Source organism: Streptomyces sp. NPDC043908 (assembly GCF_056435525.1).
Genome location: NZ_JBWKEI010000014.1, coordinates 39,779 through 53,146, shown reverse-complemented (window position 1 = coordinate 53,146; position 13,368 = coordinate 39,779). Strand labels below are relative to the sequence as shown.

The following is a 13,368-nucleotide window of genomic DNA, read 5'->3' as shown; positions in this document are numbered from 1 at the left end:
GGGTGAATCGATGAAGACCTACGGTGAGGTGTCTCCCGCCTTTCCGCGATTACATCGCTGGTGGTCCCGGGTCGCCGCCCTGGTGGCGCTGACCCTCGCGATCGGCATGCTCGCCGCGGTGAATCCGGCGCCCGCCGAGGCGGCGACGGTGGACACCAACGCCTGGTACGTCATGGTCAATCGCAACAGCGGCAAGGCGCTGGACGTCTCCGGCGCCTCCACCGCCGACGGCGCGCGGGTCAGCCAGTGGACACGCAACGACGGAGCCAACCAGCAGTGGCAGTTCGTGGACTCCGGCGACGGCTTCTACCGCCTCAAGGCCCGGCATTCGGGCAAGGTCCTCGACGTGGCCGGCTCCTCGACCGCAGACGGTGCCGCGATCCAGCAGTGGGCCGACCACAACGGGGCCAACCAGCAGTTCCGCCTGGCCGACTCCGACGCGGGCCACATCCGGTTGATCAACCGCACCAGCGGCAAGGCGGTCGAGGTGCAGGGGGCCTCCACCGCCGACGGCGGCAACGTCGGCCAGTACTCCGACTGGGGCGGCGCCAACCAGCAATGGCAGATGATCAAGCTGTCGTCCGGCGGAGGCGGCGGCGGATGCGGCAGCGCCCCGACCCTGGCGAGCGGGACGCACACGATCCAGAGCGGCGGCAAGAGCCGCAGCTTCATCCTGAGGGTTCCCGCCAACTACGACAACAGCCACCGCTACCGACTGATCTTCGCGTTCCACTGGCGGGGCGGAACAGCGGGCGACGTCGCCTCAGGCGGCACGAGCGGGACCGCCTGGTCTTACTACGGCCAACAGGAACAGTCGAACAACAGCGCGATCCTCGTCGCCCCCCAGGGCCTCGGCAACGGCTGGGCCAACGCGGGCGGTGAGGACGTCACCTTCGTCGACGACATGCTCCGGCGCATCGAGGGCGGCCTCTGCGTCAACCCGGCACAGCGTTTCGCCACGGGATTCAGCTGGGGCGGCGGTATGAGCTACGCACTCGCATGCAGCCGGGCGGACGTCTTCAGGGCCGTCGCGGTCATGTCCGGTGCTGAGATCAGCGGGTGCGGTGGCGGCGCCCAGCCGATCGCCTACTTCGGAATCCACGGGGTCAGCGACTCCGTCCTCAACATCGCGCAAGGACGGTCCCTGCGCGACAGATTCGTCCGCAACAACGGCTGCGCCTCCCAGAGCTCGCGCGAGCCCGCGCTGGGCAGCCGAACGCACATCACCACCACCTACTCGGGCTGCCGTGCCGGATACCCGGTCCAGTGGGCCGCGTTCGACGGAGGCCACATGCCCGGTCCGGTCGACGGCTCCACCGGCGAAAGCGGCGTCACCACCTGGACCAAGGCAGAGATCTGGAGGTTCTTCGCACAGTTTTAGTGACACGCCCGCACCACGGAGTGGAGCCCGGATCGATCCTGGCTCCACTCCGTCGTTGACACATGCCTCAGGCACCGAACTGCTCGATGGCACCCTCACCGCCGAACCCGCCCCAGAAGGCGGTTACAAGATCGAACTACTAGCCCCCGGCCGTCCCGCCCGACCACGAACCAGCCCATGCTCCCGAATGCCTGGGCCGCTCTCCAACACGCTGAGCCTGATAGGAAAGCGCATCGCGTGTCGGGTCAGGCAGGTTCCGGTATTCCGCTGACACGGCGACGCGCTCCGCTCCGTACCGTTCGAAGATCCTGTCGTAGAACTCCAGGCGCCGCGCGGACTCCACGTCGATGCCGATGTCCGGCAGCGAGCGCCACCGCACGGAGACAGACCTCTCGAACAGCAGACGATGGTCCAACGGGCCGGCGATGGCGATGTGCCGGGCGTGGTTGACCATCGACCCGGCCCCGGAGCCGCGCGCGGTGACCCCGGCCCCCATCTTCCGAACAACCGCCACGACCTGGGCGAACGACAGGAAATACGCCTCGAACCGGCGATGCGGTCGTGACTTTCCTGTGCCCGGCCAGTCCCGCGATTGTCCGCGGACAACCCCACTTGTCCGGCCTCAGATCCCTCGCTGACCTGCGCGGATCCCCTCGCGGTCACAAGGCCAACTCCTTGGGCGTGCACGGTCGGACTGCGGGCCGCCGCCCCAGCCCCCTATCGCTTGTGGGGGCACAGCGGCCGGCGGGGTTCTCGCCAGCACCCGAACAGGGCCAACGACTTCCCGGCTTCCCGCAGCAAGAAATGACCGGTTGCAGAAACAGACTCAGACAGAAGAGGAATCCATGAAGATGCGAGTCAAAGCCTGGCTGGGCGTGGCATTCGCTGCCGGCGCACTGGTGCTTGGTGGCACCGGCACCGCGAATGCCTCGGTGAACTGGGACTTCAAGTTCATCCAGAGCAATCACGACGGCTACGGCCTCTACAACAACTACGGCAGCTACGTCCTGCAGTCAGCGCTGACCCAGAAGCCGACCTCGCCCTCCATCAACACCTGGCGGATCGTGTCCGTCGCTCCCGACACCGGTTACCCCAACGTGCAGATCAGGAACGACGCCACGGGGCGCTGCGTGCGTGCGATGAGCTCCAGCTCGGTCCAGATGAAGTCCTGCGACTCCAAGGACCCCTACGAGATCTGGGCGATGACGGACAGCCCGGTCGGCTACCAATTCTTCAACTTCGGCGTGCGGTCCTGCCTGGACGAAGGAAATGGGAGCCCCTACCTCTTCCACGAAGAGGGCTGCAACCCCGGCAACCGTTACCAGGGCTGGGCGGTGCGCTAGACCCGCGTTCTCCTCAGGCGGGATGTCCGACCGGTGTGGGCTGGCCGACCGGTGACCAAGCATGCCGGGAGCGCCTCGGGCGTGCGGGAACAAGGACTTGAGGTCTTTGTTCCCGCACGCCCGTCCGGTGCGCTATCACCTGGGCGGAGAGAGGTCATGGGATCCCACCACGTGCCTCCGCCCCAGGAGGGGGCGCATCGCATAAGCGGTCTCGCAAACCGGTCCCGTAGCGCTCGGTGACCGGGCATCCGTGCGGATGCCGTGTGCCGGCCGCCGGTGAGAACGTGGTCCGCTCAGGTCAGCGGGTTGTCCACGACGTTGCCGAGGTACTTGTGAAAGCCGCTGGACCCCTGTCCCTTGGTGGAGGAGGTCTCCACCTGGAAGAACTTGATGTCGGCCTGCTGGTTCCAGGACAGGTTGTTGAACACGGTGTAGTGGCCGCAGCCGCTCTTGCCCACGATGTGCGGGCTGCCGTACTGCTGCCTGCCGTCCGTGCCCGTGACGATGATCCGGATCTGCCCGGCGACCAGGTCCTTGCCGCACGGGAAGGTGACGGACATGGCGCCGTTGAGGGTCTTCTTGCCCCAGGTGAAGGTGCCGCTGCCGCAGGCGTACGTACCGCAGGCGTCGCTGCGGCCGGTCGCGGCCGCCGCCGGGCTCGCCTGGACGAGCACTCCGGCCAGCGCGGCGAGTCCGGCCGTACCGGTCACGGCCAGCCTGCGGACGGTGGTCTTTCGCATGAGTAACCCCCTGTTGTGGCGATGCTGCCGATGGTGCGGTCAACAGGAAAGGCTAGGGACGCCATGATCACACCACATTCAGCGGCGGGTTGAACTCAGCCTCCACCTTCGGCGGCAGTACGGGTAAACCCTCGCGGTATATGCCGTCAGGGTCGTGCTGGAGTATCGGCGCCGACGGGCTCGCTGAGACGAACACCCGACGGCCCAGTTACTTGGACAGCGGGGGATCCCGGTCGGGATCCCCAACCGATCCCCACCGTGAAGGTGACTCGTGCGGGTCGAGGACGCCGGGGTGGCGTGGTCGATGTAGCGGCGAGAGTCGTACGTCCTCATGGCGTCGAGGGTGTCGGTCGCGTGGTGCGGTATGAAGCAGGTGATGAGGCTCGCCGCGGGCGAGGCACCGGCCACGCCCCAGAAGTCAATCGTGGGCCGGGGCTTGGGGCGACTGCGGAAAGCCGATCGGCCCCGCTCCGATCCCGGCGGCGCGGTTTCGCGGATGCGGGCAGCGGTCGTTCCCGCTCGGCAGCATGCATACCATTGCAGGAACGGCCTCCAGGCCAGGCTTCCAGGTCGCCCACCAGTGGAGATGCCGCCGGGTCGCCTGGTTCCGCGAGGACGCGGAGCCGTCGGGTGCGGGGGAGGCATAACGAAACGGGGGGTGCGGCATGCATCGTCGGGCGCTACTGGGTCGCGATACGGAGCGTCGCACGCTGGCTGCCCTGGTCGAGCAGGGGGCCGCCGGTTCGGGCGGCGCGATGGTGATCACCGGCGCGCCGGGGATCGGCAAGTCGGCGCTGGTCGCGGAGGCCGCGGGTGCGGCAGCACGCGGCGGGTTTCGGGTGATTACCGCTGTGGGGGTCCAGTCGGAGGAAGACCTGCCCTGTGCCGGCCTGCACCAGTTGGTTCACCAACTGCGGGACGGAATCGACGACTTGCCGGGACGGCAGCGCACTGCGCTGCTCGCGGCCGTCGGGCTCGTCGACGAGGCCGTGCCCGATCTGTACCTCGTCGGCTTGGCCGCGCTGACCCTGCTGACGGACGCGGCGGCGAAGGCGCCATTGCTGGTGGTCGTCGAGGACGCCCACTGGATGGACCGTGCCAGCCTCGATGTGCTCGGGTTCGTGGCGCGGCGGATCGAGTCCGACCCCCTCGTTCTGGTCGCCGTCACCCGGCGCGTCGACGACCGCCTCAGCAGTGCCGGCCTGCCTGCGCTGCACCTGGGCCCGCTGACGGACGAGGTATCGGGTGAGGTGCTGGACGCGGTCGCCCCCGGACTGGGACAGCAGGTCAGACGGCGGCTGTTGGAGGAGGCCGCGGGGAACCCGCTGGCGCTGACCGAGCTGCCGGTCGCGCTGCAGTCGGTGGGCGGGGCGTACGCGCTCAACCCGGGTCCGCTGCCGCTGACCGCGCGGCTGGAGCGGACGTTCACGGCACGGGTCTCCCGCCTGCCTGCCGACACCCGTGCGGTCCTGCTCCTGTCGGCTCTCAACGGTGACGGGACGATGGACGAATGCCTCGCCGCGGCGAGGCGGATGCTCGGGACGGCGGTCGACGTCGGTGCTTTCCAGGCAGCGATCGACGCGGGCCTGGTGGAGGCCCAGGGGCCGGCCTTCAGGCACCCCCTCATCCGCTCGGCGATACACCACGCCGCCACCGCCGCGGAACGCCAGGCCGCGCACGCCGCGCTGGCCGCCGCGCTCCAGGGGCAGCCCGATCGGCAGGCATGGCACCGTGCCGCCGCCACCGCCGGTCTCGACGAACGAGTGGCACGGGATCTGGACTCCACGGCCGGCAGAGCCCTGAGGCGAGCCGGTGTCGCCGCAGCCCTTGCCGCGCTGAGGCGGGCGGCGGAGCTGACGAAGGACCCCTGCGCGCGGGCGGACCGGCTGCTCCGGGCGGCGGAGCTCGCACTGGAGTCGGGCCAAGGAGACGTCGCGACGCACCTGCTGACCCAGGCGCGCTCACTGGACCTTTCGGTCCGGGACCAAGGCCGCGCGGCCTGGGTCAGCATCGCTCTGGCCGAGGGGACGCGGGGCGAGGGCGCCGCGACCGCCGAGCTGGCCGAGCTGGCGGTCGAGATCGCCGCCGGCGGCGAGTCGACACTGGGGCTGCGCATGCTGTGGAGCGCGGTCCTGCAGTGCTTCTGGGGAGAGCCGGGCCCGGCCGCCCGCGAGCGGGTCGCCGCCGCTGCCGACCGGATGCCCGTGCCCGCTGACAACGCCGATCTGGTCGCTCTGCGGGCGTACTCGGCGCCGGTCGAGCGTGGGGAAGGGGTCATGGAGGGGCTGGCGGGTCAGCTGGAGCGCTCGTCGGAGAACGCGGAGGGGGACCAACTCCTGGGTGCCGCCGCCGTGACGGTGGGCGCTCCCGCCCTGGCGAGCCGGTTGGCGGCGAGGTCGCTGGACGCCTTGCGAGCACAGGGCAGGCTGTCGATGCTGGCCCGCGCTCTCTGCGTCCAGGCGGGGAGCGCCGCACGGCTGGGTGACGTGCGCGCTGGTTCCCTCGCCGCGGAGGAGGCCGCGTCGCTTGCCCGCGAGACCGGTCAGCCTCTTGTGGCCGCGATGGTGAAGGCCATCCGCGCACAGCTGGCCGCCGTCAGCGGCGACCCGGCGGCAGAGGCATGGGCGGCCGAAGCCGAACGCGAGGCTCTCCCCAGCGGAAGGCGCCCGGTGCTGGCCATCATGCAGATGGCCCGCGGGCAGGCGGCACTCTGCCAGGGCCGTTACGGCGACGCGTTCGGCCACCTGCACCGCGTCTTCGACCCGGCCGACCCTGCCTTCCACTCCTGGCTGCGCTTCTACGCGGTCGCGGAGCTGGTCGAGGCGGCGGTGCGCAGCGATTCCGCGAGGGTGGCACGCGACATCGTGCGGGACCTGACCCCGCTCGGGGAATCGACGTCTTCGCCCGCCCTGCTCTGCGGGTTGCGACTGGGCCGGGCCCTGCTGAGCCCGCAGGACGCCGCCGAGCCGCTGTACAGGGCGGCCCTCGAATCCGTCCCCGCGGACTGGCCGTTCGAGGGGGCGCGGGCGCGCCTCGCCCTGGGGGAGTGGCTGCGGCGTCACCAGCGGCCCGCGGAGTCCCGCGTCGTCCTGCAGGCCGCACGCGAGATCTTCGACGCCCTCGGCGCGTCGGCATGGGCGGAGCGGGCACGGCAGGAACTGCGGGCCGCGGGCGCGTCGTCCCCGCGCCAGGATCCGGCCGCGGTCGATCGGCTGACGTCGACCGAGCTGCATGTCGCCCAGCTCGCCGCGCAGGGTCTGACGAACCGGGAGATCGGCGAGCGGTTGTACGTGTCGCCCCGGACGGTGAGCACCCATCTCCAGCGGATGTTCCCCAAACTGGGGGTCACGTCCCGAGGCGAACTCGCCTCGGTGCTCGGCGGCACGACGACGTACCCCGACAGCGCAGCGTCATGACGTACGCGGAAGACGCAGCAGCATGACGTACGTCGAAGCCGTAATCCGACGGACGCGGTCCGACCTGCTTGATTCCTAGGTTTGTGCCATGCCCGGTGCGCACACGGCGGACGGGCGGGAAGGCACACCATGGGAACCATCACCGTCGGCACCGAGGGCTCGACCGGCATCGATCTCTACTACGAGGACCACGGGTCGGGGCAGCCGGTCGTCCTGATCCACGGTTACCCGCTGGACGGGCAGTCGTGGGAGAAGCAGACCGATGCGCTGGTCAAGGCCGGCTACCGCGTCATCACCTACGACCGCCGTGGTTTCGGCCGGTCGAGCAAGACCATGACGGGCTACGACTACGACACCTTCGCCGCCGACCTGGACACCGTACTGACGCAGCTGGACCTGCGTGACGTGGTTCTCGTCGGGTTCTCGATGGGATCGGGCGAGGTCGCCCGCTACCTCGGCGTCCACGGCTCGGAGCGGGTCGCGAAGGCGGCGTTTCTCGGTTCGCTCCAGCCGTTCCTGTTGCAGACGCCGGACAACCCCACCGGTGTGCCGCAGAGCGTCTTCGACGGCATCGCGGAGCAGGCGGAGGACGACCGCTACGCCTGGTACGAAAGCTTCTTCGTCGACTTCTTCAACACCGACGAAACGCTCGGGTCGCGGCTCAGCGAGGCCGCGCTGCGGGCGAACTGGGCCACCGCCATCGACTCGGCGCCCAGGGCGGCGTACGCGTGCGTCCCGGCGTGGCTGACGGACTTCCGGGCCGACGTGGAGCGCATCGACGTACCGTCGCTGATCCTGCACGGGACCGCCGACCGCATCCTGCCGATCGACGCCACGGCCCGCGAGTTCCGCCGCCGCCTGCCCGACGCGCGGTACGTCGAGATCGACGGCGCTCCGCACGGGCTGCTGCTCACGCACGCGGCCGAGGTCAACGCCGCCCTGCTCGACTTCCTCGCTGCCTGAGAGCCGGCGCCTGTCACGAAAGGACCGCACTGCTGTGCCGGTTGTCAACAACCCTCTGCCCGAGCGCGACCGCGAGACCGCGGGTGCGGCGCTGCAAGCGACCCTGGCCGACCTTCTCGACCTGTCCCTGGTAGCCAAGCAGGCCCACTGGAATGTGTACGGCCCGCGCTTCCGCTCGGTTCACGCCCAGCTCGACGAGGTCGCCACCGTCGCCCGCAATCACGCCGACACGGTGGCCGAGCGCGCGGCCGCCCTGGGCGTCAGCCCGGACGGACGGGCCGGGACCGTTGCGGGAACCAGTGGCGTGCCCGCCCTTCCGCCGGGCTGGACCAAGGACAGTGACGCCGTCGAAGCCTTGGTGTACGCGCTCTCTGCCGTGACCGAAAGGCTGCGTGAGCGCATCGTCGTGATGGGCCCGGTGGACGTCGTCACCGAGGATCTCCTCGTCGGACTGACGGCCGATCTCGAGAAGCAGAGCTGGATGTTCCAGGCGGAGAACCGCGCCTGATCAGAGGCCAGAGCCGCACAGTTGTCGTCCGAAGTGGAGAAGAGCATGGGTGTCGAGGGAACGAGCACAGACCGATTCGAACCGGTACGAGCGGTGCTGGCAGCGCACCTCGAAACAGGCGAGGAGTTGGGGGTGTCCATCGCCGTCGATGTGGACGGAGTCATGGAAGTCGATCTGTGGGGTGGCCACGCGGACGAAGCACGGACCGTTCCGTGGCACCGGGACACGTTGGTGAGTATGTGGTCGACCACGAAAACCCTCACCAATCTCGCGGCTCTCATCCTCGTCGACCGGGGCGCGCTGGATCTGCACCGCCCGGTCGCGCACTACTGGCCCGAGTTCGCCGCCCAGGGAAAGGAGCACATCGAGGTGCGCCACGTCCTGGCTCACACCTCGGGACTCTCCGGCTGGGAGCAGCCCTTCTCCATGGAGGATCTCTACGATCGGCCTACCGCGAGTGCCCGGCTGGCCGCGCAGGCACCCTGGTGGGAGCCGGGCTCCGCTTCGGGCTACCACGTGCAGACCCAAGGGCAACTGGTGGGGGAGCTTGTCCGTCGGGCCAGTGGCCGTACCCTGACGGAGTTCGTCGCCACCGAGATCGCCGAACCGACGCAAGCCGACGTCCAGATCGGCGCGCGACGGGCCGACTGGCCGCGTATCGCCGATCTGGTGGCCCCCTCGCAGCCAGGCGGTATACCCACGGGTCTCGATCCCGAGGGGATCTTCACCAGGACGCTGCTCGGAAGCCCCGCACGTGACGAGCACGTCGACACCCCGCAGTGGCGCTCCGCCGAACTCGGAGCCGTCAACGGACACGGCAACGCCCGAGGCCTGGCCCGAGCGCTCTCCGTCATCTCGCGGCGCGGCCAGGTCAACGGCCGCCAGCTTCTCTCGGAGGAGACGGTGGACAAGGTGTTCGACGTACAGGCCGACGGAGTCGACCTGTTCCTGGGCGTTCCCGTCCGCTGGGGCATGGGCTACGCACTCGCCGACCCGAGGACGATGCCGCACATGCCCACCGGGAGGATCTGCTTCTGGGTCGGCCGGGGCGGCTCGATCGTCGTGATGGACCTCGACCGGCGCGTCACGTTCTCGTACACGATGAACCGGGTGGGCGACGGGATCCTCGGCTCGGACCGCACGCACAGCTACCTCCGGCATGTCTACGAAGTCCTGGAGCGTACCGGCTGAGGGCAATCGTCACGAAGGGTGAGGGCTACGGCACCACCTCGGCCATAGGCTCGATCGCGCCGGGAAGCCGCTGCCCGCGACACGTCACACCGCCGCCCCTGTCCGCGAACGAGCAGCCCGCCGGTGAATGAACCGCTCCGGCCGCCCCCTCGTAGGCCAGGACGACGGCGGTCCTCGCCCGGTGAACGGGCGAGGCCGAAGCATCAGGATCACCCGCCGGCCCCGGCAGCCGCTCTCCGCGCCGCTCTCGGCTGCCGCCCACCGGCGCTCCGATCCGCGCTGCTCACGTGGCGCAGACGGACGCACGTCCACCAGGCACCGGCGAAGCGAGCCGGGCCCCATTTCTCGACGTACCAAGCTGTATCGCCTTTCGGTCCGTCGAGCACCACCCATCGAACAAGAGGGATTTCACACATGCGTAACAACCACCTCGTCCGTCCGGGCAGCAGATCCGCGCTGCTCGGTGTCACCGCCGCCGTCGGACTGTCCGTCACCGCCGTCGCCCTGCCCGCCGCGGCCGACGCTACGCCCCGCCACCCCGTACGTCCGACGATCGTGCTGGAACACGGAGCGTTCGCCGACGCCGCGAGCTGGGACGGTGTCGTCGCCCGGCTGCAACGTGCGGGCTACCCGGTGGTGTCCGCCGCCAACCCGCTGCGTGGTCCGGCGACCGATGCCGCCTACCTGCGCAGCGTCCTCGACCACATCGACGGGCCCGTGGTCTTGGTCGGTCACTCCTACGGCGGCACCGTCATCAGCCAGGCCGCCGCGGGCCTTGAGGGCAAAGTGAAGGCACTGGTCTACATCGCGGCGTTCCTGCCGGACGAGGGCGAGAGTTCGATCGGACTGACGGACAAGTTCCCCGGCAGCACCCTCGGCCAAGCCGTCGAGTCCGTCAACTACGTCCTGCCCGACGGTGATCAGGGCACGGACGTGTACATCGAGCCTCAGAAGTTCCGCGGCCAGTTCGCCGCAGACGTGCCGAAAGACAAGGCCAGGCTCATGGCTGCAGGGCAGCGTCCGATCGCTGCCGCCGCGCTGGAGGAGAAGTCCACCCAGGCCGCCTGGAAGACGATCCCCTCCTGGTCGCTGGTGACCACGGAGGACCGCAACATCCCCGTGGCTGCCCAGCGCTTCATGTCAGCCCTCGCCAATGCCCGCACGACGACCATCGACGCGTCACACGCGGTATCCGTATCCCGCCCCGAGGCCGTCACGCGCATCGTCGAGCAGGCGGCCCGCACGGTCCGATGACCGAGGGGCCCGCCCTGTCGCTCTCCTCGCACATCGCCGCACAGCGGTTCTGATGCAGGTTCCGGTGACAGGCCAAAAGAGTCACCCAATCGTGCGGCAGCCCCATACCGGAGACTGCTCGACAGCGTGAGATGTGGCCTGCCAACGGTCATCCGACAAACAAGGTAAGCATGGCCGCCAGGTTGGCGGACGCCTGTGCTGGACGCGGCCCGACCGCCTTCAATTGGCTGAGCGGGGCTGGATGGGGCCGCTTGCCGAGCCGGATTTCAGTCAGGCGGGGGCGCTGGGCGGGGTCGGGACGGAGCAGAGAGCAGCGGATACAGGCTTCTCTGAACTTGCTGTGGCCCGACTGTCCGCCCGGCCGCCCTGGCCGTCGTATGTCGGGGGGGGGGGGCTGACAGCATCATGGTCATGACCGACATTGATGACCTCGTGCAACGCGTTGCCGTCCGGGCCGCATCGGATGGCGAGGACCTTCCGGCGCCGGTTGGCGATGCGCAGATCGCAGAGGCCGAGATACAACTGGGCTTCGCGCTGCATCCCCTACTTGCGCGCTTGTATCGCGAGGTCGCTGACGGCGGCTTTGGCCCTGACTACCGACTGCTGCCACTGCTTGGCCCGGGCTCCAGCGTCGCCGGCGAGTACCTGACGCGACGTGAGGCGTCCGTGGGAGTGGAGCACCCGGAGTGGCCGCAGCGTGTTTAGCAGCAGCTGGTGGAGCTGGTCCCAGACGCCGGCTTCGTTCCAGGCCGCCAAGCGACGCCAGCAGGTCATGCCCGAGCCGAAGCCGAACTCCTGGGGCAGATACTCCCACTGGATCCCGGTATGCAGGACGAGCAGGATCCCGCACAAAGCCTGCCGGTCAGGCACCTGCGGACGCCCTTTCACCTGCTTCGGTGGCGGCTCTGGCAGCAACGGCGCGATCAGCGACCACAGTTCGTCCGACACGATCCACGGCCGCGACTGACGCTTCGCGTGAATGAGCTCGCCGAGCTGGGCAGGGGGTCCTGAGGTGCCGGTCTTCCGCGCCACGGTCACGCCGCGTGACGCGACTCCTCACCCCGCGAGAACTCCGTCAGGTCGAGACAGGCCGGATCCCCCGTAAGGGTCTGCGAGATCTGTAGTGGCGTTGGCCCGGAGGAACGTCTCGGTCGTGCTCGACGCTGTCTGCGCCCGGGTCCAGGCCCACTACATGAGCCGCGACGTGTACGCGAGTGACTGCTCAAGGACGTAGCTAGCCATGCTCGAGACCAGCGTGCTGCACGAGCCGCCTCTTTACCGGCAGCGGCTGGTCGCGCCATCTGCGTCGCAGCTGTGTTGACCTACCCGGTGAACCGCGCGGCCACGTACAGCATGAAGCCGTCCAGGGCGCTGTCCTCGGCTGCGGTGTTGTCGTACATGCCCGTCACACGGAAGCCGTGGTTGGCGAGGTAGTACTCCAATTCCATGGGAAACAGGAGCCGGAGGCGCACAAAGTCCTGCTGGTTAGGGTGGCCGGGGATAGACCAGATGCGCTCACGGGACAGGAGTTGACGGCGGCGGTCGAGGTGGTAGGTGGCACTGGCCGTGGCCTGGAAGGAAGGTGTATCGATCACGAAGCGGGCTGGCATGCCGTGCCCATCGAGGTCGCCGATGGCGTTGGGCAGGTGCAGGAAGAGCATGGTGCCTGGCGCGGCGTGGGCGGCGAACGTCGCCATGGCACGGTCGATGTCCTGGGGAGTATGCAGATTTGCGAGGGCCCAGCCGACGCACGTGATGACGTCGAAGGTCGTACCGAGCCGGAACACCCGCATGTCACCGGTCTGGAAGTCGATGCCGGGCCGGCGGTCGCGCGCGTAGGCGATCATGTTGGGCTGGAAGTCGATACCGGTACAGCACGTCCCCTGGCCTGCGAAGTATCCCAGGTCGCGGCCGGTGCCGCAGCCGATGTCCAGCAGCGTCTTGGGTGTACCGCCGAACAGCGCTGCGCACATGCGGGGGATCTCGTGGCCGGATCCGTCGTAGATCTTCTCGTACAACTCGGGGTTGTCGTAGAGCATGTTCTTCAGGCTGGCTTCCATGCGGCCCTTTCTTTCAGCTACTGCCGTGCCGTGGTGACGACTTCGTCGACGAGGGGGGCGGATTCGATACGAGGTGCCCGGCAGGTTCGAAGACATCGTGCAGTTGTTGAGCAGGGAGGTACGGATCGGCCAAGTGCATGACATCGCCCTCCATGGCACCGGGCGAATGTAGCCTTCCTCCTCCACCCAGTCCCTGCCCCACTGTCTGTGCTCAGCCGCGTCCTCCACCAGGGGCGTCCAGGTCCATGACGGTCTGCCGGTAGATCCCCACAGTGTCCTCCCTTTAGGCTCAGCCTGCCGCACTGATCTCGAACTGGCGGACGCGGCCGTGTGGATAGTCCTTGGCCGTCATCGTCGTCGGCACTGACACTTCCGGGAGCTGCGCTTCCGTAGGGCACCCCGCCGCTCCCCAGCACGTCGGTGTCGCGGCGCGGGGTGGGCCGCCGACGGCACCTGGGAGAAGGTTGCCCGGCTGATTTCTGACGCACACGGGGTGAATCCGGCATACAGAC

Annotated in this window: 9 protein-coding genes and 3 pseudogenes; 8 read left to right on the top strand and 4 right to left on the bottom strand. The window is 69.0% G+C overall.

Annotated elements, in window-relative coordinates; all coding sequences use genetic code 11:
- Window positions 1-10: 10 nt before the first annotated feature.
- The gene (locus AC069K_RS27560; protein ID WP_478620832.1) at window positions 11-1,381 is read left to right on the top strand and encodes an RICIN domain-containing protein; all 1,371 of its coding nucleotides are present in this window, start codon (window positions 11-13) and stop codon (window positions 1,379-1,381) included.
- A 268-nt stretch (window positions 1,382-1,649) separates the two neighbouring features.
- Here the strand turns inward: AC069K_RS27560 and AC069K_RS27555 are convergent.
- Window positions 1,650-1,928 (bottom strand): annotated as a pseudogene (locus AC069K_RS27555) (DNA polymerase III subunit alpha); the annotation flags it as partial.
- A 328-nt stretch (window positions 1,929-2,256) separates the two neighbouring features.
- On the opposite strand from AC069K_RS27555, the gene AC069K_RS27550 reads away from it, so the two are divergent.
- On the top strand, window positions 2,257-2,724 hold the full coding sequence (locus AC069K_RS27550) for a hypothetical protein (RefSeq protein ID WP_478620830.1): 468 nt from the start codon (window positions 2,257-2,259) through the stop codon (window positions 2,722-2,724).
- Window positions 2,725-3,017: 293 nt separating this feature from the next.
- On the opposite strand, the gene AC069K_RS27545 is transcribed toward AC069K_RS27550, so the two are convergent.
- Window positions 3,018-3,464 carry a hypothetical protein gene (locus tag AC069K_RS27545; protein WP_358832153.1) on the bottom strand — a complete coding sequence of 149 codons (447 nt, stop codon included), beginning with the start codon at window positions 3,462-3,464 and terminating at the stop codon, window positions 3,018-3,020.
- 665 nt (window positions 3,465-4,129) lie between these two features.
- On the opposite strand from AC069K_RS27545, the gene AC069K_RS27540 reads away from it, so the two are divergent.
- The 6 genes and pseudogenes from AC069K_RS27540 to AC069K_RS27515 all read left to right on the top strand — a co-directional run.
- A complete protein-coding gene (locus AC069K_RS27540) occupies window positions 4,130-6,880 on the top strand; it encodes an AAA family ATPase (protein ID WP_478620828.1) in 2,751 nt (916 codons plus the stop codon).
- 129 nt (window positions 6,881-7,009) lie between these two features.
- Complete coding sequence (locus AC069K_RS27535; protein ID WP_478620826.1) at window positions 7,010-7,843, top strand: alpha/beta fold hydrolase; 834 nt, start codon at window positions 7,010-7,012, stop codon at window positions 7,841-7,843.
- A 34-nt stretch (window positions 7,844-7,877) separates the two neighbouring features.
- Window positions 7,878-8,351 carry a Dps family protein gene (locus AC069K_RS27530; protein WP_478620824.1) on the top strand — a complete coding sequence of 158 codons (474 nt, stop codon included), beginning with the start codon at window positions 7,878-7,880 and terminating at the stop codon, window positions 8,349-8,351.
- Window positions 8,352-8,396: 45 nt separating this feature from the next.
- On the top strand, window positions 8,397-9,542 hold the full coding sequence (locus AC069K_RS27525; RefSeq protein WP_478620822.1) for a serine hydrolase domain-containing protein: 1,146 nt from the start codon (window positions 8,397-8,399) through the stop codon (window positions 9,540-9,542).
- A gap of 414 nt (window positions 9,543-9,956) precedes the next feature.
- Entirely contained in the window at window positions 9,957-10,796 is an 840-nt protein-coding gene (locus AC069K_RS27520; protein ID WP_478620820.1) for an alpha/beta fold hydrolase, read from the top strand.
- A 411-nt stretch (window positions 10,797-11,207) separates the two neighbouring features.
- A pseudogene (locus tag AC069K_RS27515) lies at window positions 11,208-11,498 on the top strand (SMI1/KNR4 family protein); the annotation flags it as partial.
- Here the strand turns inward: AC069K_RS27515 and AC069K_RS27510 are convergent.
- Together AC069K_RS27510 and AC069K_RS27505 are read right to left on the bottom strand one after the other, a co-directional pair.
- Window positions 11,490-11,747 (bottom strand): annotated as a pseudogene (locus AC069K_RS27510) (transposase); the annotation flags it as partial. The pseudogenes AC069K_RS27515 and AC069K_RS27510 sit on opposite strands and share 9 nt — an antisense overlap.
- Window positions 11,748-12,118: 371 nt before the next feature.
- Window positions 12,119-12,856 (bottom strand): class I SAM-dependent methyltransferase, encoded by a 738-nt coding sequence (locus AC069K_RS27505; protein ID WP_478620818.1) that lies wholly within the window; start codon window positions 12,854-12,856, stop codon window positions 12,119-12,121.
- Between the last annotated feature and the right edge of the window lie 512 nt (window positions 12,857-13,368).